Raw genomic sequence first — 19,506 nt, 5'->3', positions numbered from 1 at the left:
CCACCGTGGACGGCCCCCTGCAGGGCCACCCGCGACGGCACCAGGTCCCCCACCGCGTCCGCGCGGTGGGGGCCTCGTCGTTCCCGGACCGGGCGCAGGCGGGCCGCGGACACGCCCGTGACGGGTGGTGCGACAGGGGCCGGGAACAGACCCGTCCGTCACGGTCGTCAGTTCTTGCCATCCCTGGACGTCTCGGAACCGTTACACACTTGGCCTGCACTTCCGCGCGGTCCGGTCGAGGGGCCGCGGTGTGACCCGCGGGCCGGGCAGGGCCGCGCGGCCGAGATGGGGGACGATGAGCGCGACGCTGGACCACACCGGCAGGGCCGGTGTGGAGGACACGACCGTCCTCGCACAGCCGACGCCGCCCGTCCCGCGGCCGCGGGGCCCCCAGCCGCCCGCCCGTCCCGCCGAGCGCGGCGTGCGCGTCGAGATCCAGGGCCTGCGCGCGCTCGCCATGGCCCTCGTGGTGCTCTACCACGTCACCCCGCTGCGCGTGCCCGGCGGCTACGTGGGCGTCGACGTCTTCTTCGTCGTCTCCGGTTTCCTCATCTCCGGCCACCTGCTGCGCGAGGTGGAGCGCACCGGCCGCATCCGGCTCGGCCGGTTCTGGGCCCGCCGCGCCCGCCGCCTGCTGCCGGCGGCGCTGCTGGTCCTGCTCACCAGCGCCGTCGTCACGTTCCTGTTCGTGCCGACGACGCTGTGGGCCCAGTTCCTGCGCGAGATCGGCGGCTCGGCGCTCTACGTCGAGAACTGGCTGCTGGCCGGCGACGCGGTGAACTACCTGGCCGCGGCCAACGTCGCCTCCCCCGCCCAGCACTACTGGTCGCTGTCGACGGAGGAGCAGTTCTACCTCGTCTGGCCGCTGCTCGTGCTCGCGGCGGTGTGGCTGGCCGCCCGGCTCTCCCGCGGCCGCCGCGCCGTGCTGGCCGCCGTCCTGGGAACGGTCACGGTCGCCTCGTTCGGCTACTCCCTCTGGGCCACCACCCACTCGGTCTCCTACGCCTACTTCGCCACCCCGGCCCGCGCCTGGGAGTTCGGCGCCGGTGCCCTGCTGGCCCTGCTGTCCACCACCACCGGCCGCGACGGGCTGCGCCGCCTGGTCTCCTGGGCCGGCTTCGGCGCCATCGCCTACGCGGCGTTCGGCTACTCGCACGACACGCCGTTCCCCGGCACCGCCGCCCTGCTGCCGGTGCTCGGCACCGTCGCGGTCATCTGGGCCGGCTCGCCGCGCGGCGACTGGAGCCCCACCCGGATCGCCGAGTTCGGCCCGGTCCGCTTCCTCGGCGACGTCTCCTACTCCGCCTACCTCTGGCACTGGCCGCTGGTCGTGCTGCTCCCCTTCGTCCTCGGCCACCCGCTCGGCACGGTGTCCAAGATCGGCATCGTCGCCGCCACCGTGGCCGCCGCCTGGCTGACCAAGGTCCTCGTCGAGGACCCGGTGCGCACCAACCGGTTCCTGGACCGGCGCGGGTCGGGCACCACCTACCTGCTCACCGCCGTGGCGACCGGCGCCCTCGTGGCGACGACGGCGTCCGGGTCCTGGCACCTGCAGTCCCAGGTCGACGGCGCCCGCGCCGCCTCGGTCGCGCTCGCCGGCACGCCCTGCTTCGGCGCCCCGGCCATGGACCCGGCCAACGGCTGCTCCGACGTGCACGCCGTCACCGACACGGTCAACCCGCTGTTCGCCAAGGACGACCTGTCGGCGGGGATGTTCTGCCTCACCAACGACACCTCCACCGAGGTCGCGCCCTGCCGGCACGAGGTGACGGGGGCGACGAGCGAGGTGGCCCTCATCGGCGACTCGCACGCCGCGTCCTGGTGGGAGGCGGTGCAGGGCCTGGCCGACGACCAGGGCGTCGACGCCTCGCTCTACGTCCACTCCGGCTGCCCGGCGCTGGCCACCGCCTCGTTCACCGGGCCGAACATGAACCCGGCCCAGCCGGCCGCCTGCGCGGAGTGGGGCCGCGACGTCATCGCGACCGTCGCCGCCGACCCGGCGGTCACCACCGTGTTCACCAGCTACCGCTCCGACGTCTACAAGTTCGTCGGGCCGGAGGGCCGGCTGCTCAACCAGTGGCCCGCCGAGGTCGTGCAGGACGCGCTGCGGCCGCTGGTCGACGCGGGTAAGCAGGTGGTCGTGCTGCGCGCCGTGCCCACCACCAACGGGGTCTCCCCCGACGGCGTGCTGGGCAACCAGGAGGTGCCCGTGCCCGACTGCCTGGCCACCACCGACGCCGGGACCGACCCGTGCGCCGGCCCGCGCGACCTGCGCGTCACCCCGGACTCCATCGCCGACGGCGTGCAGGACCTGCCCGGCGCCTCGGTCGTCGACCTCACCGACTCCTTCTGCGACGCCGACACGTGCCACGCGGTCGTCGGCGGGGCGGTCGTCTACTGGGACGGCAGCCACCTGACCAGCACCTTCTCCCGGTCGCTGGCCCCGGCGCTGACCGAGGCCTGGCTGGACCTGCAGGACGGCCGGGACCGGTGACCCCCGCCGACCTGCTCGCCGGAGCGCTGCGGCGCGGTGCCGCCGCGCCGCTGGTCACCGCCTACGACGACGCGACCGGCGAGCGGGTCGAGCTGTCCGGCACCACCCTCGCGAACTGGGTGGCGAAGACGGCGAACCTGCTGCAGGACGAGTTCGACGTCGGCCCGGGCAGCACCGTCGCCGTCGCGCTGCCGGTGCACTGGCAGACCGCCGCGGTGCTGCTCGGCGTGTGGAGCTGCGGCGCGGCCGTGCTCGACACCGCCGTCGAGGACGACGGCGGGCTCGACGCCGCCGACGTCGTCCTCGCCGCCCAGGACCGGCTGGCGGCGCTGGAGGAGCAGGAGCCGCCCGAGCTGCTCGGCCTCTCGCTGCACCCCCTGGGCCTGGGCATGACCGGCTACGCCGGCCCCGCGCGCGACTTCGCCCTCGAGGTGCGCGCGCACGGCGACTCCTTCACCCCCTACGTGCCCCCGGACCCGGCCTCCCCCGGCCTGCTGGCCGGCGGGCTGGAGCTCACCCTCGGCGGGCTGGCCGAGGCCGCCACCGCGCTCGCCGGCCGGCTCGGCGTCGCGGCCGGCGACCGGGTGCTCGTCGACGACGCCACCGCGGCCGAGGCCGGGCCGGTCGCCTGGCTGCTCGCACCGCTGGCCGCCGGCGCCTCGATCGTGCTGTGCCGCAACGCCGACCCCGCCGCCCTGGGCGGCCGGGCGGAGGCCGAACGGGTCACCGCTACGCTCGGCCTCCGGATCGAGGGCGTCCGCGAGCTGGGCAGGCCCGCCTGAGGGGGCGGGTGCCCGCCGCGCCGGAGGAGACGGTGGTCGACTGATGGACAAGGTCGTGGCGAGCGCCCGGGAGGCGGTGTCCGACGTCGGCGACGGCGCGGTGCTCGCCGTCGGCGGGTTCGGGCTCTGCGGGGTGCCGGTGGCGCTGATCGACGCGCTGCTCGAGCAGGGCACCAGGGACCTGACGACGATCTCCAACAACTGCGGCGTCGACGACCAGGCGCTGGGCGTGCTGCTCTACGCCGGCCGGATCCGCCGCACCATCAGCTCGTTCGTCGGCGGCAACAAGGAGCTCGCCCGGCTGTACCTCTCCGGCGAGCTGGAGGTCGAGCTCACCCCGCAGGGCACGCTGGCCGAGCGGCTGCGCGCCGGTGGCGCCGGCATCCCCGCCTTCTACACCCCCACCGGCGTGGGCACGATGGTCGCCGACGGCGGCATCCCGGTGCGCTACGACGCCGAGGGCAACGTCGTCGAGACCAGCGCGCCGAAGGAGACCCGGGTCTTCGACGGCACCGAGTACGTGCTGGAGACCGCGCTGACCGCCGACTACGCCCTGGTCCGGGCCTCGGTCGGCGACCGGCACGGCAACCTCGTCTTCCACGAGTCGGCGATGAACTTCAACCCGCTGGCCGGCATGGCCGGGCGGATCACGATCGCCGAGGTCGAGGAGCTCGTCGAGCCCGGCGAGATCCGCCCCGAGCACGTGCACCTGCCCGGGGTCTTCGTCGACCGGGTGGTCCTCGTCGGCGCCGAGGGCAAGAGGATCGAGAAGCGCACCACCCGCCCACGGCCCACCACGGGCACGGAGCCCGCCCCGCCGGCCGCTGCCGGCGAGGAAGCCACGGAGGAGCAGGCCCAGTGACCCTGACCCGCGACGAGCTCGCCGCCCGGGTGGCGCTCGAGCTCGAGGACGGCGCCTACGTCAACCTCGGCATCGGCATGCCGACCCTGGTGCCCAACTTCGTCCCCGACGGCGTGCACGTCGTGCTGCACTCGGAGAACGGCATCCTCGGCGTCGGCCCGTACCCGTACGACGGCGAGGAGGACCCCGACCTGATCAACGCCGGCAAGGAGACCGTCACGGTCCTGCCGGGCGCCAGCTTCTTCGACTCGGCGACCAGCTTCGCGATGATCCGCGGCAAGCACCTGGACCTCGCCATCCTCGGCGCCATGCAGGTCAACCCCCGCGGCGACCTCGCCAACTGGCTGATCCCCGGGAAGATGGTCAACGGCATGGGCGGCGCGATGGACCTCGTCCACGGCGCCAAGCGCGTGATCATCATGATGGAGCACGTGGCCCGCGACGGGTCCCCGAAGCTGGTCGAGGAGTGCTCGCTGCCCCTGACCGGCAAGGGCTGCGTCGACCGGGTGGTCACCGACCTCGCCGTCGTCGACGTCACGCCCGAGGGCTTCGTGCTGCGCGAGGTCGCGCCCGGCGTGTCGGTCGACGAGGTGGTCGAGAAGACCGGCGCCCCGCTGGGCGTGCCGGGCGACGTCCCCACCATGGCGCTGCCGGCCGCGGTCTGAGCGCGGCACCGCTCCCCCGGTGACGTTCTCGGTCGTCGCCCGCGACCCGGTCACCGGGGACATGGGCATCGCCGTCTCCTCCTGCATCCTCGCCGTCGGCCGGGCGGTGCCCAGCGCCCGGCCCGGGGTGGGCGTCGTCGCGGTGCAGGCGCGCAGCCCGCGCGGCACCGGTCACGTGCTGCTGTCCGGGCTCGCCGAGGGGACCGCGCCGTCGGTGCTGGTGCGCCGCGCGGCGCACGCCGCCGAGGACCAGGACCGGCAGCTCGCCGTCCTCGCCCCCTCCGGCGCGGTCGCCGCCGACACCGGGCCGGGCTCCTTCCCGGTCAGCGGCCACCTGCTCGGCGAGGGCTGGAGCGTGCAGGGCAACATGCTCACCTCGCCGGAGGTGCTGCCGGCGATGGCGGAGGCGTACGAGGCCGCCCGCGGCGGCCTCGCCGACCGGCTGCTGGCCGCCCTGACCGCGGGCCAGGACGCCGGCGGGGACCTGCGCGGCCGGCAGTCCGCGGCGCTGCTCGTGGTCAGCGGGGAGCCGGCCACCGAGGAGGACGACGGCGTGCGGACGGACCTGCGCGTCGACGACTCCGGCGACCCGGTCGCGCAACTGCGGGTGCTGCGCAACCTGCAGCGCGCCTACGACGAGCGCGACTACGAGACCCTCGCCCTGTTCGCCCCCGAGGGCGCGCGCGACCTCTACGCCGCGCTGGCCGCCTCCCGGCGGGGCGACCGCGCGGCGGCGCGGGCCGCGCTGGAGGCCGTCCGCGCCCGTCCCGGCTGGTCGGCGTGGCTGGCCTCGATGGCCGGCGACTCGCGGCTGGCCGCGGTCTCCCGCCTGCTCGGCTGAGCGGGCCGGTCAGCCGGTCCAGACGCCGAGGGCGACGGTGACCGCCCAGACGGCGCCGAGCAGCAGCAGCCCGCGGTCGCGCAGCACGACCTCCTCGGGCGCGCCGGTGCTGCCGCGGTCGACGTCGACGGCGTAGCGCAGCAGGGCCAGGACGAACGGCGCGACCGAGATCGTGGTCCACGGGATGCCGCTGTCACTGCGCATCTCGAACGCCCACAGGCCGTAGGTCGTGCAGGTGACGGCGGCCGACAGGCTCCACACGAACCGCAGGTAGCTCGCGGAGTACTCGCGCAGGCTGCGCCGGGTCTCCGCCTGCTCACCCAGCGCCAGGAGCTCGGCGTACCGCTTGCCCGCCACCATGAACAGCGCGCCGAACGCCGCGACGAGGATGAACCACTGCGAGAGCGCGACGCCGGCCGCCGCGCCCCCGGCCACGCCGCGCAGGACGAACCCGGAGGCGACGCAGGCCAGGTCGATCACCGGCTGGTCCTTGAGCGCCAGGCTGTAGGCCAGCGAGATGCAGACGTAGGTGGCCAGGACCGCGGTGAGCGCCGGCCGGGCCAGGACCGCCGCCGTCCCCAGGGACGCCGCCAGCAGGACACCGCCCGCGACGAGCGCGACCCGGACCGGCACCGCGCCGGAGGCCACCGGCCGGGTCCGCTTGCGCGGGTGGCGGCGGTCGGCGTCGACGTCGCGGACGTCGTTGAGCAGGTAGAGGCCGCTGGCCGCGACGCAGAACAGGGCGAAGGCCAGCAGGGTGGCGGCCAGGACGTCGGGCCGGACCACGGTGCCCGAGGCCAGCGGCGCGGCGAACACCAGCAGGTTCTTCACCCACTGCCGGGGCCGCATCGTGCGCCCCAGCCCGGCGAGGACCGTGCCCGCGGTGCGGCGCGCGGGGCGGGCCGGGGCGCCGCCGGTCACCCGGGGCAGGTCCGCCGCGACGTTCCCGGTGAACGCCGTGTGCACCGCACGGGGCCGGAGCTGCTGGTCCTCGACGTCCATGCGGCCTCCCCGGCGCTGCCGGAACGCACCGGACGGCCAGCGCGGGCTCGGCGGCCGTCCTCCGGGGCGGGACATGCTCCGGGAGCCTGGCCGGGAAACCCGCCCCGGACAATCCCCCGCGCGGTCCCGGGACGGAACGGTTCAGTCCGGGGCGGGGCCGGCCCAGCCGGGCCGGGTCACGCGGGAGCGCTCCAGGTCGTAGGCGTCCCGGGCGTAGGGCACGTCGAAGCGCAGCACCTGCACCTGGCGGACCCCGGGTGTCCCGCGCAGCCGGACGCCGAGCTCGGTGACGGCGGAGGTGCGCTCGACCGGGGCGAACACGCCGCCGCGGAACACCTGCCAGGTGTTGTCGACCAGGCCGTCGGTGCTGCCGTCCGGCCGCCACACGATGCCGTAGGCGGCCGGCTCGGTGACGCCCGAGCGCACGACGGGCTGGCGCTGGCACGGGAAGAGGAACGAGATCTGCCAGGCCACGGCCACCGGCGCGTCCGCCGGGAGGAGCTCGGTCAGGGGCACCTGCGGCAGCACCGAGGGTCCGGTGAACGCCAGCCAGCCGCCCCGGCCGACGCTGCGGTCGTCGGCCACCAGGCGCACGAGGCCGGCGCCGGCGTCGCGGGCGCCGCGGGCGTCCAGGACGAAGGTCCGCCACCGCGGGGAGTCCAGGCCGTCGGCGAGGTCCTGGGTGCGCAGCACGCGTGGCGCACCACCGTCGCCGGCCGGCTCGGCGTACTCGACGCGCAGCCCGTTGGCGCCGACGAGGCGGCCGGCGGCCAGCACGGCCGCCTCCTCGTCGCCGGCGGGCTCGGGCAGCGGGAACCAGGGCGTGACCTGCCCGCCGGTGGTGTCCTCGCCCCCCGGCCCGGTGAGGCTGCCCCAGCTCCAGGTGGCGACCCCCTCCCCCGGCGGCGGCCCGGCGGCGAACCAGCCGCTCCCGGCGGCGAAGTCCGCGGGCCCCTCGGACGCCGGCCCTCCGGGCACCGGCGCCAGCGGCCGGGCCGCGGCGACGTCGAGCACGTCGACGTCGCCGGCGGCGCCGCAGGAGCGGGCGAGCGGGTCGGTCAGCGCGGCGGCGCCCGGGGACCAGGTGTCCAGCGTGCGGAGGCCGGCCAGCGTGAAGCTCCCGACCAGGTACCCCACCGAGGTGAGCAGCAGGACCAGCGCGAGGACCGGCACGGCCACCGCCCAGCCCGCCCCGGCGCGCCGCCCGAGACCCCGGACGGCGGCGAGCACGACCAGCGCCACGACCGCCCAGGTCAGCAGGTCGTCCAGCGCCACCGGGCCGACCGACGGCGGCTCGTCCGGGTTCGGCATCCCGGGCAGCCAGGTGTAGGGCCAGCTGTTCGGCCCGCGCATGGCCAGCGCGGCGACGACGACCCCCGAGCCCAGGGCGAGCGCCGGGACCGCCGGGGACACCGGACGGTCGCGGGTGACCGCCCGGACCAGGCCGGGCACCGCGACGAGGAACAGCGCGAGGAACAGCGGCCCGAGCCCGGACAGCGCGCCGAAGTGGTGCGTCCACTTGCTCGGGGTGAACCACAGCAGCAGCAGGGCCGCGCCGAGCGACCCGCCGGCCAGCAGCAGCGTGGGCGGGACCCGGACGTCGCGCGCCCGCGCGGCCACCGCCAGGACGAGGAACCACAGCAGCGCCACGATCCCGGCGAGCACCGCCGTCCGCCGGGCGTAGGAGCCCATCGGGATGGACTGGAACAGGAAGGCGTAGCGCTGCCACTCGTCGTACCAGGCGTCCTGCCGCTGGATGGACAGGAAGATCTCCTGGCCGCGGCGGAAGTCGTTGAGGGTGCCGTCGGCGAAGGCGGCGCAGACGGCGAACGCCCCGGGGGCGAGGACCAGCAGCGTCCGCCCCGCCGCCTCCGCGCGCCCGCGCCCGGCCGCCACCAGCCGGGCCAGCCGCGGCAGCGTGGCGACCAGCGGGGCGAGGGCGACGAAGCCGGTCGGGTGGCAGGCCACCGCCAGCCCCGCGGCCCCGAACGCGAGCCCCACCGGCAGCAGCCGGCCGGTGCGCAGCGCGGCGGCGACCGCCACCAGCGTGGCGAGCGCGAGCACGCCCACCACGGCCTCGGGCCGCACCCCGATGCCGTAGGGCAGCCACCAGGCGAGGAACGCGGCGGCCAGCAGCAGCCGCGCGGCGACCGGGCCCCAGGCGGACGCCGCGACCGCCGGCGGCAGCGCGCCGGCGCGGGCCACCAGCCGGCGCAGGAGGACCCAGGTCACCAGCCCGGTGACCAGCGACGGCAGGCGCAGCAGCGTCGGTGAGTCGCCCAGCTCCTGCCACCAGCCCAGCAGCCGGTAGAACCAGGTGAACGGCGTGAACGACTGGTTGAGCAGCTGGTAGTAGTTCCCGACGAACCCGGCCTCCTGGGCGTTGCGGGCCATCGCCGCGTAGTAGCCGTCGTCGTCGGACGTGGGCGCGATGAACAGCCACAGCAGCGCCGTCGCGACGACGGCGACGTCCACCGCGCCCCCCGCCCACCGGGCGGCCCCCCGCGGACGGGCGGCGCGCGGCTCCGGTGCCCGCGGGCCGGACGGGGGGCCGCGGCGCCGGTCGGCCGCGGCGAGGGCGAGCAGCGCGACGAGCGCGGCGACCAGCACCAGCCCGGTGAGCGCCAGCTTCGCCGGCGTCGGCGTGGTGTCGAACTGGTCGTCCACGGTGAGCGAGACCCGCAGGTCGCCGTCCGGGAGGGCGGTCAGGCCGGTGGCGAGGACGTCCACGTCGGGCAGCACCGTCCCGCCGTCGGGCGGCGCGAGGCCGGCCACGCGGGTGCCGTCCCGCTCCACGGTGAGGCCGTCCGCGTCCGCCGTCACCCGGTAGGTGCAGTCGCCGGCGGGGACCGACTGGTCGAGCACCTCGGTGCCGCGGTCGACCACCCGGACCCGGCCGTCCGAGGAGGTGACCAGCAGGCCGTCGGTCCCGGCCGCGGGGTGCTCCGGCACGATCGTGGAGAACACGACCCCGCCGGGGACGTCCGCCGCGGCGCGGACCGCGGCGCAGCCGACGCGCAGGTCCAGGGCCAGCGGCTCCTGGTTGGTCAGCTCGAGCATCGTCGACTCCGGCCGCGCGGGGTCCTGCGGCCAGGTGACGGCGGGGGTGCTCATGCGGACGGGGGCCAGCGGCAGGAGCACCGCGCCGAGGACGGCGACCAGCGCGGCCAGGACCCCCAGGCGGGAGAGGCCCCGGGAGCGCGGCGGCGGGGGTGGTCCCGGGTCCGCCACCGGGCGCGGGCGCGCCTCCCCGACGACGTCCACACGCTCCCCCTGCTGATCGCTGTTGACCGGCTCCGGCCAGTGAACACCCCGAGCGGGTGCCGCGTCGCCCCCCACCAGGCGTTCCCGGCGCGCCCGGCACCCTCCGGAGCACTAGCGTCGGCCCGTGCCCCAGCGCGGCCGGGATCGGACACCGGCACCCCGCGGTGCGCGCCGCCTCGTCCCGTCGCTGAGCTGGGTGGCGCTGTGCGTCGTCGTCTCCGGCGTCCTGGTCTACGTCTACCTGGCGCTGGTGGCCCGCGCACTGCCCGCCGGGGAGTACGCCGGGTTCGGCGCGTACTGGTCGCTGTCCCTGCTGCTCGGCTTCGGCCTGTTCCTGCCGCTGGAGACCGAGATCGCCCGGCTGGTGCACCTGGGTCCCGGCCGCGGCCTGCCCCGCGGCACGCTGCGGGTGGCCGCCGTCCTGACCCTGGCCGGCCTCCTCGCTGTGGCCGCCGCGATCCCGCTGCTGCTGCCGACGCTGGGCTCGGCCGGCCTGGTCGTCGCGCTGGCGGCGGTCTGCCTGGTCTCCCCCGGACAGTTCGTGCTGCGCGGGCTGCTGGTCGGCACCGGCGGCTACCGCAGCTACGGCGTCGTGCTGCTGGCCGACGCCGTGCTGCGGGTGCTCGGCGCCACCGTCGTCGTCCTGCTCGCCGGTCCCGCGGGGCCGGCCGCCCTCGGGTGGACGCTGGTCGCCGCGCTGGCGCTGGCGCACCTGCCGCTGCTGGCGTGGCGGCTGCGGCGCCGGCCCCCGGCGCCGCCCGGCGTCCCGCGGCTGGCGCCCGGCGCCGTGGCACACCTGGTCGTCGGCACGGTCTGCGCCCAGACGCTGCTCAACGCCGCGCCGGTGCTGGTGACCGCCGGGACCGCCGGACGGACCGCGGCCGCGGCCTTCGTCGCGGCCTTCACCCTCGTGCGGCTGCCGCTGTTCGTGGCGGTGCCCCTGCAGGGTGCGCTGCTGCCGGCGCTGGTCGACGCCGGCTCGGGTCCCCCGCGGGCGCGGGCCCGGGTGGTGCGCCGGCTGCTCGCCGCGGTCGGCGCGCTGGCCGCGGCGGCCGCGGTCGTCGGGGCGCTGGCCGGCCCGCCGGTGGTGGGGCTGGTGTTCGGCGAGCGCTACGAGCCCGCGGCCGCCGACGTCGCCGTCCTGGCCGCCGGCAGCGTCGTGCACCTGGCCCTGCTGGTGGCCGCGCAGGCGGTGGTGGCCGACGCGCGCCACCGCGACAGCGCGCTGGCCTGGGGAGCGGGGCTCGCCGTGGCGGCCGTCGTCGCGCTGGTGGTGCCCGGCACCGCGGGGGCGGCGTGGGCGTTCGCGGGCGGCTCGGCGGCGGCGCTGGCCTGGTGCGCGGTCGTGCTGACCCGCCGGGGCACGGGGGCCGCGCCGGTGCCGCCGGTCCCCGCGGGGTCGACGGGAGGAGCGCGGTGAGCGACCGGCTGGACCTGGTGGTGGCGCTGGACTACTACGCGCCCTACGTCAGCGGCCTCACCAACGTGGCGCGCGACGTCGCCGAGGGGCTCGCCGCGCGCGGGCACCGCGTCCGGGTGCTCACCAGCCGGCACGACCGGGCCCTGCCGGAGCGGGAGGTGCTGCGCGGGGTCGAGGTCGAGCGCGCGCCGGTCGTGGCGCGGCTGGGCAAGGGCGTGGTGAGCCCGGCGCTGGTGCGGCGGGTGCGCGCGGCGGGCCGGACCGCCGACGTGGTGGACCTGCACCTGCCCATGCCGGAGGCGGGCCTGCTCGCCGTCGGGACGCGGACGCCGCTGGTCAGCACCTACCACTGCGACGTCAGCCTGCCGCCGGGCGCGGTCAACCGGGCGCAGACGCTCGGCGTGGACCTCGCCAGCCGCGCCACGCTGCGGCGCAGCGCCCGCGTCGTGGTGTCCAGCGAGGACTACGCGCGGTCCAGCCGGCTGTGGCCGGCGATGGCCGGGCGCACCGCCGCGATCCCGCCGCCGTGCCGCGAGCGGCCGGCCGGGCGGCCGCGGTTCCGCGACGGCAACGGGCTGCACGTGGGGTTCCTCGGCCGGATCGTCGAGGAGAAGGGGCTGCAGTACCTGGTGCGCGCCTTCCTCGCCCTCGGGGACCCCGACGCGCGCCTGCTCATCGGCGGGGACTTCGCCGACGTCGCCGGCGGGTCGGTCGTCGAGGAGGTGCGGCGCGCGGCCGACGGCGACCCGCGGGTGCGGCTGCTCGGCTTCCTGCCCGAGGAGCAGATCGCCGACCTCTACGCCTCGATCGACGTGTTCGCCCTGCCGTCGGTGAACTCCTTCGAGGCGTTCGGCATCGTGCAGGTGGAGGCGATGATGGCCGGCGTCCCGGTGCTGGCCAGCGGCCTGCCCGGCGTCCGGACGCCGGTGCAGGAGACCGGGTTCGGCGTCGTGGCACCGCCGCGCGACGTGCCCGCGCTCACCGAGGGGCTCCGCCGGCTCGCGGCGGCGCCGCCGGACCGCGACCGGGGCCGGGCCCGGGCGCGGGAGCGCTACGCCCTGGGCACCGTCCTCGACGCGTACGAGGAGCTGTTCGCCGAGGTCAGCGCGGGAGGTCCGGGACCTCGCGCCAGAAGGCGTCGAGCCGGCGGTTGAACTCCTCGGGCACCTCCTCGAACGGCGCGTGCGCCTGGCCCTCGATCAGCTCGAAGCGCGCTCCCGGGACGGCCTCGGCCACCGCCCGGCCGTAGTCCGGTGGGGCGATGGGGTCCGCGCTGCCGGTGAGGACCAGCGTCGGGACGGCGATCCGCGGCAGCCGGTCGAGGGTCGCGTGGTCCCAGAAGGCGTCGGCGAAGCGCTGGAAGGACTCGCTGGACTGCGGGTACGGGAAGGCCAGCGCGGCCTCGATCGTCCGGTCGACCCGCCCGTCCTCGTGGGCGCGGTGGGTGTAGGCCCAGGCGAAGAAGGCCTCGAGGAACGCCCGCTCGCTCGGCGCCCGCTCGGCCATCCAGAGCCAGGAGCCGACCACGTGGTGCCAGCGGACGTCGGGACGGCCCCAGGTGCCGACCAGCACGAGGCTGCGGACGGTGTCCGGGTGCCGCAGGGCGAGCTCCTGCGCGATCACGCCGCCCCCGGAGTAGCCGACGACGTGGGCGGGGCCGGCTCCGCACTCGAGCAGCACGCCGGCCGCGTCGTCGGCCAGGTCGGCCACCGTGTAGGCCAGGTCCGGGCGGGTCGAGCGGCCGACGTCGCGGTTGTCGAAGGCGATCAGCCGGTAGCGGTCGGACAGCCCGTCGAGCTGGGCCTGCCAGGCCTCGAGCGGGTCACCGCCGCCGTTGACGAGCAGGACCTCGGGCCCGCTCCCCCGCTGCTCGACCCACAGCCTGACGTCGCCCGCTCGCACCGCTGCGCCCATCGGTCCGGCCCTCCACTGCATGGGGCCGGACGGCTCCCGGCCCGGGCTGGGAGCTGCCATCGTCGCGCGCCGCGAGAGCCGGTGGGCGGGTCCCGTGCCCCGTGGCGGCGCGCCGTCACGGGGCGGGAGAGCCCTACCTCAGGAGGCTGCGGGCGATGACCATCCGCTGGATCTGGTTGGTGCCCTCGTAGATCTGGGTGATCTTGGCGTCGCGCATCATGCGCTCGACCGGGAAGTCCTGCGTGTAGCCGGCGCCGCCGAACAGCTGGACGGCGTCGGTGGTGACCTTCATGGCGACGTCGGAGGCGAACGCCTTGGCCGCGGCGCACAGCCGGCCGAGGTCGGGGTCCACCTTGCCGCCTGAGTGGCCCGCCTCGCCGCGGGCCGCGGCGACGTAGACCAGGTGCCGGGCGGCCTCGATCTGCATGGCCATGTCGGCGAGCATGAACTGCACACCCTGGAAGTCGCTGACGGCCCTGCCGAACTGCTTCCGCTCGCGGGTGTACTCGACGGCGGCGTCGAGGGCGCCCTGGGCGACGCCCACGGCCTGCGCGCCGATGGTCGGGCGGGTGAAGTCCAGCGTCCGCAGCGCGGTCTTGAAGCCGGTGCCGGGCTCGCCGATGACCCGGTCGGCCGGGATGGCGCAGTCGGTGAAGTAGAGCTCGCAGGTGGGCGAGCCCTTGATGCCCATCTTCCGCTCCTTGGGGCCCACCGCGAAGCCCGGGTCGTCGCGGTGGACGACGAAGGCGGAGATGCCGTTGGCGCGCTTCTCCGGGTCGGTGACGGCCATGACCGTGTACCACTCGGAGACGCCGGCGTTGGTGATCCAGGCCTTGGTGCCGTTGAGCACCCAGGTGTCGCCCTCGAGCCGGGCGCGGGTCTTCATCGAGGCGGCGTCGGAGCCGGCCTCCCGCTCGGAGAGGCCGTAGCTGATCATCGCCCGGCCCTCGGCGATCGACGGGAGCACCTTCCGCTTGAGGTCCTCCGAGGCCGACAGGATGACGGGCATCGACCCGAGCTTGTTGACCGCCGGGATGAGCGACGCCGAGACGTCGACCCGGGCGACCTCCTCGATGACGATGCAGGTGGCGATCGCGTCCGCGCCCTCGCCGCCGTACTGCTCCGGGATGTGCGTGGCGTGGAAGCCGGCCGCCGTCAGCGCCTTCTGCGCCTCGATCGGGAAGCGGGAGTTCGCGTCGACGTCCGCGGCGTGCGGGGCGATCTCGCGCTCGGCGATGTCGCGGACCGCGGCCCGGATCGCGTCGTGCTCCTCGGTCAGCTGGTACAGCCCGCTCGTACTCACGGGTAGATGCTAGGACGTCCCAGCAGATCCGCCGTCGCCGGTCAGCCGGGCCCGCAGCGCCGCGTCCCGCGCCACGACGGAGTCGGCCAAGTCGGCCTGGAACCGCTCGACGGCGGCCCGCAGCCCCGGGTCGCCCGCAGCGAGGATGCGCACCGCGAGCAGGCCGGCGTTGCGGCCGCCCCCGATGGACACCGTCGCGACCGGCACGCCCGCGGGCATCTGCACGATCGACAGCAGGCTGTCCAGGCCGTCGAGGCGGTCCAGCGGCCGCGGCACGCCGACCACCGGCAGCGGGGTGGCCGCGGCGAGCATCCCCGGCAGGTGCGCCGCTCCCCCGGCGCCGGCGACCAGCACCCGCAGCCCGCGCCCGGCGGCCGAGCCGGCGTAGTCGAGCATCCGCTGCGGCGTGCGGTGCGCGGACAGCACGTGCACCTCGTACGGGACGCCGAACTCCATGAGCGCCTCCGCGGCCGGCTCCATGGTGGGCCAGTCCGAGTCGCTGCCCATGACGATCCCGACCAGCGGCTCGCTCACGTCAGTGCTCCTCGGGGAAGGCGAACGCGGGGTCGACCACGCCGTCGGCGAGGTAGCGGGCCGCGGCGACGGCGCGGGCGCGCACCTCCGCGAGGTCCTCCCCCAGCGCCGTCACGTGGCCGAGCTTGCGCCCGGGGCGCTGGCCCTTGCCGTACCAGTGCAGCTTGACGTCGGGCCAGTGCGCCATCAGGTGGTGGACGCGCTCGTCGAGGCCGGGCCCGTCCCAGCCGGGCTCCGACGCGCGGCCGCCGAGGACGTTGGCCATGACGACGGCGGGCGCGGCCATCGCCGTCGACCCCAGGGGGTAGTCGAGGACGGCGCGCAGGTGCTGCTCGAACTGGCTGGTGCGCGCGCCCTCGATCGTCCAGTGCCCGGAGTTGTGCGGGCGCATCGCCAGCTCGTTGACCAGCACGCCGTCGGGGGTCTGGAACAGCTCGACGGCCATGACGCCGACGACGCCGACGCGGTCGGCGACCCGCACGGCGAGCTCCTGCGCGGCCGTCGCGGTGTCCTCGTCGAGGTCCGGGGCCGGCGCGAGGACCTCGGTGTTGATGCCGTCGCGCTGCACGGTCTCCACCACCGGCCAGACGGCGACCTGCCCGAACGGCGAGCGGGCCACCAGCACCGCGAGCTCGCGGACCAGCGGCACCCGCTCCTCGACCAGCAGCCGGCCGTGCGCCTCGAGCAGGCCGGCGGCCTCCTCGGCCGCGCCGACGACGAACACGCCGCGGCCGTCGTAGCCGCCGCGCGGGGTCTTCACGACCACCGGCCAGCCCACCGACTCCGCGAGGTCGGTGATGCCCTGCAGGGTCTCGACCTCGGCCCACGCCGGCTGGGGCTCCCCGGCGGCGGCGAGGGCGCGGCGCAGGACGAGCTTGTCCTGGGCGTGCACGAGCGCGTCGGGGCCGGGGGCGACGCGGACGCCCTCGGCGGCCAGCGTCCGCAGGTGCTCGGTGGGCACGTGCTCGTGGTCGAAGGTGAGCACGGTGGCGCCGTCGGCCACGGCGCGCAGCGCGTCGAGGTCGCGGTGGTCGCCGATCCGGACGTCGGCGGCGACCAGCGCCGCGGACTCGTCGGGACCGGTGGACAGCACGCGCAGCGACTGGCCGAGCGCGATCGCGGCCTGGTGGGTCATCCGGGCGAGCTGGCCCCCGCCGACCATCGCGACGACGGGGAGCCCGGTCCGGGGGTCGGTCGGGGCGGGTGGCGGCGAGGCGGGATCGGGCGAGGCGGGATCGGGCGAGGCGGGATCGGGCGAGGCGGGATCGGAGGACATGGCAGGACGAGGCTAGCCGGGGCCGGCCGGCTCAGTTCCCGGCGAGGTCGAGCAGCGCCGCCCGGATGCGGGCGCCGACCAGGTCCGCGACCGCCTGGGTCGGGTGCACGCCGTCCTCGGAGGCGCCCGGGGCGAAGGTGCCCTCCCCGGTGTCGACGTCGGTCCACGGGTCCAGGTGCGCCCAGCCCTGCTCGCCGGCGAGCTCGACCAGCCGCGCGTCGAGCTCCTCCCGCCCCTCCGGGTCGACGTCCAGCGGCGGGACGGCGACCAGGACGACCCGCTGCACGCCGGCGGTGGCCACGGCGTCGAGCAGGTTCTGCCGGGTCTCCTCCCACGGGACGGAGTGGAGCACGTCGTTGGTGCCGGCCAGGACGACCAGGACGTCGGCCTGCACCGGCCGGACGCCCGCGCTCATGTCCGCCGTGCGGGCGCCGGGTACCGCCCAGCCGCCCCGGAACTCCAGCGGGGCGACGTCGGCCGCGCGCACCCACGAGTTCCGCCCGCGGACCTCGGTGCCCTCGACGGGGGCGTCCAGGCCGGCGGTGATCGAGTCCCCGACGACGGCGAAGCCCACGGTCTGCGTCGTCCCCTCCGGAGCGGTGCCCGCCTGGGGGGCCGGCGCGGTGGCGCTCGCCGACGGGGGAGCCTCGTCGGCGGCGCCGCAGCCGGCGGTCAGGAGGGCTGCGGCGAGCACGGCGGCCGCCCACCGGCGTCCCGGCCACCGGAGGGACGGGGACCCGAGGGAGCTGCGCACGATGCCCGAGTATCCCGTGTGTCCCGGCGTCCGCCGCGCCGCGGCCCGTACCCTCGGGTCCGTGCTGGCCCCGGGACGTCGACGTCGCCGCGGCGCCCTCCTCCAGCGGCTGCGCGGCACCTGGCGGGTGCTGCTGCGGGAGCTGTCGGCGTTCGGCGTGGTGGGCGGGGTCTCGTTCGTCCTCGACCTCGCGCTGTTCCAGTACCTGTACGCGCACGCCGGTGCCGGCGCGGTGGTGGCGAAGCTGGTGTCCACCACGGTGTCGACGTCGGTGGCGTTCGCCGGGCACCGCTGGTGGTCCTTCGCCGGCCGGGCGCGCACCGGGCTGCGCCGCGAGTACCTCGCCTTCGCCGTGGTCAACGCGGTGACGCTGCTGCTCGGGCTGGCGATCGTCTACGTGGTCCGGCACCCGCTCGGCCAGGAGAGCGCGCTGGTGCTGCAGGCCGCGAACGTCGTCTCCATCGCCGTCGGCACGGTGATCCGCTTCGTCAGCTACCGCACCTGGGTGTTCCCCGCCGCGCCGGCCCCGCGCGCGCCGGCGGGCCTGGCGACCGGCCGCCTGTCCCCCGCGGACCGGTAGCCGCGCCGCGGACCCGGCAGACTGGGGGCGTGCACGCACCGCTCCCCGCACCCGCCCGAGCGCAGCGCCGGGACCCCCGGCCGACGGCCCTCCCGGGAGGGGAGGCGTGACGGCGGTCGAGGCCCCGGAGTGGGAGGCCGCCGTCGGGCGGCTGGTCGCGGCGGCGGCGTCGGCGGAGCGGGCGGTGTCCCGGCTGGCGCGGGCGCTGTCCGGCATCGACCGGGTCGCCGCGCCCTACCTGCTCCCGCTGGAGCTCGACGCGCTGGTCCGCCTCATCCGCAACCTCATGCCGCTGCGCGTCCGGGACCGCCGGCTCAACGACGACGTCGTCGACTGGACCCACCAGGTGCGCAAGCTCTACGCGGTGCGCACGACCGTGGTGCACACGGTGTGGGAGCCGGCGCACGGCGAGCCCGGCATGCGGCCGGCGTGGTCGAACGCCGGCGTCGCCGAGCACCCGCTCACCGTCGCCGAGCTCACCCGGACCGTCGACCGGATCGCCACCCTGTGCGGCGACCCCCTCGACCGGCTGCTGCAGCGGATCGCCGAGGCCGCCCCGGCCCTGGCGGCGGCCGAGCCGCGCTGACCCGGCCGCCGGCCGCGCTGACCCGGCCGCCGGCCGCGCTCAGCCGGCCAGCCGCGACCCCGACCGTCCCGCGACGACCTCGAGGCGGGTGGGGATGCGGGTGCGCAGCTCCTCCAGGTGGCTGATCACGCCGACGGTCCGCCCGCCGCGGCGCAGCTCGTCGAGCACGCCCATGACCGCGTCGAGCGCCTGCGCGTCGAGGGTGCCGAAGCCCTCGTCGACGAACAGGGTGTCCATCTGCACCCCGCCGGCCTCGGCGGTGACGACGTCGGCCAGGCCCAGGGCCAGGGCGAGGGAGGCCATGAAGCTCTCCCCGCCCGACAGGGTCTTCGTCGGCCGCCGCACGCCGGTGTACTCGTCGAGGACGTCGAGGCCCAGGCCGCCGCGGGCGCCGTGGCGGCCCAGCGCGTCGCTGTGCAGGAAGGTGTAGCGGCCGCGGGACATCTCCTGCAGCCGCCTGCTGGCCACCTCGGCGACCTGCTCGAGCCGAGCGGCGAGCACGAACGACTGCAGCCGCATCCGCAGCGTGTTCGCCCCGCGCCCGCCGACCAGGTCGGCCAGGCCCGAGACCTGCTCGGCGCGGGCCCGCCGCTCGGCCAGCTCGACCTCGGCCGAGACGACGTCGCCGGCCAGCGCGTCGAGGGCGTCCGCGCAGCGGCGGGCCTGGTCGAGCGCGGTGACGGCGTCCTCGCGGCGGGCGGTCAGCTCCGCGCAGCGCTGCTGCCCGGCCGCGACATCGGGGCGCTCGCCGAGGTCGGCGAGCTCGGGGTCGGCGAGGGTGGCGACGACCACGGCGTGCGCCTCGTCGTGGTCGCGCAGCCGACGGTCCAGCGCGGCCAGCCGGCCGTCCTCCAGCAGGGCGGCGGCCGCCTCCCCCACGCCGGCGAACCCGGCCGCGGCGGCGCGCTGCTCCGCGGCGTCCCGGGCCTCCCCGGCGGCGGTGCGGGCGCGGCCCTCCTCCACGGCGGCGGCGACGGCGGCCTCGAAGCGGGCGGCCTCGGCGGTGAGCCGCGCGACGCGGGCCGGCAGGTCCCGGTCCTCCCCGCGGGCGTCGGCGAGGCGGGCGGCCAGCTCGGCGTGGGACTCGGCGCGGGTGGCGTACTCGGCGGTGACCCGCTGCAGGTCCTCGCGCTCGGCGGCCAGCGCCGCGGCGGCGGCGTCGCGCCGCTGCTCGGCCGCCGCCAGCTCGCGGCGGGCGGCCTCCACCCCGCGGGCCAGCGCCGAAGTCG

General features: G+C 76.9%; 17 protein-coding genes. 9 read left to right on the top strand and 8 right to left on the bottom strand.

Annotated features, from left to right (window positions below; genetic code table 11):
- Nucleotides 1–295: 295 nt before the first annotated feature.
- The 5 genes from ACFO3M_RS17100 to ACFO3M_RS17080 are packed head-to-tail and all read left to right on the top strand — an operon-like array spanning nucleotide 296 to nucleotide 5,644.
- A complete protein-coding gene (locus ACFO3M_RS17100) occupies nucleotides 296–2,494 on the top strand; it encodes an acyltransferase family protein (protein WP_387991407.1) in 2,199 nt (732 codons plus the stop codon).
- Nucleotides 2,491–3,276: a TIGR03089 family protein gene (locus tag ACFO3M_RS17095; protein WP_387991405.1), complete on the top strand. Its 786-nt coding sequence runs from the start codon at nucleotides 2,491–2,493 to the stop codon at nucleotides 3,274–3,276. The genes ACFO3M_RS17100 and ACFO3M_RS17095 overlap by 4 nt, the downstream gene beginning before the upstream one ends.
- Before the next feature lie 43 nt (nucleotides 3,277–3,319).
- A complete protein-coding gene (locus ACFO3M_RS17090) occupies nucleotides 3,320–4,138 on the top strand; it encodes a CoA transferase subunit A (protein WP_387991402.1) in 819 nt (272 codons plus the stop codon).
- Nucleotides 4,135–4,803, top strand: coding sequence for a CoA transferase subunit B (locus ACFO3M_RS17085; RefSeq protein WP_387991399.1), 669 nt, complete (start codon nucleotides 4,135–4,137; stop codon nucleotides 4,801–4,803). Before ACFO3M_RS17090 ends, ACFO3M_RS17085 begins: the two co-directional genes overlap by 4 nt.
- A gap of 19 nt (nucleotides 4,804–4,822) precedes the next feature.
- A complete protein-coding gene (locus tag ACFO3M_RS17080) occupies nucleotides 4,823–5,644 on the top strand; it encodes a DUF1028 domain-containing protein (RefSeq protein WP_387991396.1) in 822 nt (273 codons plus the stop codon).
- Between the two features lie 9 nt (nucleotides 5,645–5,653).
- Here the strand turns inward: ACFO3M_RS17080 and ACFO3M_RS17075 are convergent, their stop codons facing one another.
- Together ACFO3M_RS17075 and ACFO3M_RS17070 are read right to left on the bottom strand one after the other, a co-directional pair.
- Nucleotides 5,654–6,646 (bottom strand): decaprenyl-phosphate phosphoribosyltransferase, encoded by a 993-nt coding sequence (locus tag ACFO3M_RS17075; RefSeq protein WP_387991393.1) that lies wholly within the window; start codon nucleotides 6,644–6,646, stop codon nucleotides 5,654–5,656.
- A gap of 141 nt (nucleotides 6,647–6,787) precedes the next feature.
- Complete coding sequence (locus ACFO3M_RS17070; protein WP_387991390.1) at nucleotides 6,788–9,910, bottom strand: arabinosyltransferase domain-containing protein; 3,123 nt, start codon at nucleotides 9,908–9,910, stop codon at nucleotides 6,788–6,790.
- A gap of 124 nt (nucleotides 9,911–10,034) precedes the next feature.
- Here ACFO3M_RS17070 and ACFO3M_RS17065 point away from each other — a divergent pair, with 124 nt between their 5' ends.
- Nucleotides 10,035–11,330, top strand: coding sequence for a hypothetical protein (locus ACFO3M_RS17065; protein WP_387991387.1), 1,296 nt, complete (start codon nucleotides 10,035–10,037; stop codon nucleotides 11,328–11,330).
- Complete coding sequence (locus tag ACFO3M_RS17060) at nucleotides 11,327–12,484, top strand: glycosyltransferase family 4 protein (protein ID WP_387991385.1); 1,158 nt, start codon at nucleotides 11,327–11,329, stop codon at nucleotides 12,482–12,484. The genes ACFO3M_RS17065 and ACFO3M_RS17060 overlap by 4 nt, the downstream gene beginning before the upstream one ends.
- Here the strand turns inward: ACFO3M_RS17060 and ACFO3M_RS17055 are convergent.
- From ACFO3M_RS17055 to ACFO3M_RS17035, 5 genes are all read right to left on the bottom strand, one after another.
- Entirely contained in the window at nucleotides 12,432–13,244 is an 813-nt protein-coding gene (locus ACFO3M_RS17055; protein WP_387991382.1) for an alpha/beta fold hydrolase, read from the bottom strand. The genes ACFO3M_RS17060 and ACFO3M_RS17055 overlap by 53 nt on opposite strands.
- Before the next feature lie 133 nt (nucleotides 13,245–13,377).
- A complete protein-coding gene (locus ACFO3M_RS17050) occupies nucleotides 13,378–14,547 on the bottom strand; it encodes an acyl-CoA dehydrogenase family protein (RefSeq protein ID WP_387991379.1) in 1,170 nt (389 codons plus the stop codon).
- Between the two features lie 9 nt (nucleotides 14,548–14,556).
- Nucleotides 14,557–15,081 (bottom strand): 5-(carboxyamino)imidazole ribonucleotide mutase, encoded by a 525-nt coding sequence (gene purE, locus ACFO3M_RS17045; RefSeq protein ID WP_458166541.1) that lies wholly within the window; start codon nucleotides 15,079–15,081, stop codon nucleotides 14,557–14,559.
- A 1-nt stretch (nucleotide 15,082) separates the two neighbouring features.
- On the bottom strand, nucleotides 15,083–16,357 hold the full coding sequence (locus ACFO3M_RS17040) for a 5-(carboxyamino)imidazole ribonucleotide synthase (protein ID WP_387991376.1): 1,275 nt from the start codon (nucleotides 16,355–16,357) through the stop codon (nucleotides 15,083–15,085).
- A gap of 31 nt (nucleotides 16,358–16,388) precedes the next feature.
- Complete coding sequence (locus tag ACFO3M_RS17035) at nucleotides 16,389–17,051, bottom strand: SGNH/GDSL hydrolase family protein (protein ID WP_387991374.1); 663 nt, start codon at nucleotides 17,049–17,051, stop codon at nucleotides 16,389–16,391.
- Nucleotides 17,052–17,172: 121 nt separating this feature from the next.
- On the opposite strand from ACFO3M_RS17035, the gene ACFO3M_RS17030 reads away from it, so the two are divergent.
- Together ACFO3M_RS17030 and ACFO3M_RS17025 are read left to right on the top strand one after the other, a co-directional pair.
- Complete coding sequence (locus tag ACFO3M_RS17030) at nucleotides 17,173–17,691, top strand: GtrA family protein (RefSeq protein WP_387991371.1); 519 nt, start codon at nucleotides 17,173–17,175, stop codon at nucleotides 17,689–17,691.
- Nucleotides 17,692–17,797: 106 nt separating this feature from the next.
- Nucleotides 17,798–18,277, top strand: coding sequence for a hypothetical protein (locus ACFO3M_RS17025; protein ID WP_387991368.1), 480 nt, complete (start codon nucleotides 17,798–17,800; stop codon nucleotides 18,275–18,277).
- Nucleotides 18,278–18,316: 39 nt separating this feature from the next.
- Here the strand turns inward: ACFO3M_RS17025 and ACFO3M_RS17020 are convergent.
- Nucleotides 18,317–19,506 (bottom strand): SbcC/MukB-like Walker B domain-containing protein (locus ACFO3M_RS17020; protein ID WP_387991365.1); only part of this gene is annotated, 1,190 nt, incomplete at its 5' end.

This window comes from Geodermatophilus arenarius, assembly GCF_042654585.1.
Classification (GTDB): Bacteria; Actinomycetota; Actinomycetes; order Mycobacteriales; family Geodermatophilaceae; genus Geodermatophilus; species Geodermatophilus arenarius.
This window is presented reverse-complemented; position numbering and strand designations above follow the sequence as displayed.

Coding starts and splice junctions, on each gene's coding strand:
- ACFO3M_RS17040 (WP_387991376.1), bottom strand. CDS start 16,357: ATGTCCTCCGATCCCGCCTCGCCCGATCCCGCCTCGCCCGATCCCGCC.
- ACFO3M_RS17100 (WP_387991407.1), top strand. CDS start 296: ATGAGCGCGACGCTGGACCACACCGGCAGGGCCGGTGTGGAGGACACG.
- ACFO3M_RS17090 (WP_387991402.1), top strand. CDS start 3,320: ATGGACAAGGTCGTGGCGAGCGCCCGGGAGGCGGTGTCCGACGTCGGC.
- ACFO3M_RS17075 (WP_387991393.1), bottom strand. CDS start 6,646: ATGGACGTCGAGGACCAGCAGCTCCGGCCCCGTGCGGTGCACACGGCG.
- ACFO3M_RS17055 (WP_387991382.1), bottom strand. CDS start 13,244: ATGGGCGCAGCGGTGCGAGCGGGCGACGTCAGGCTGTGGGTCGAGCAG.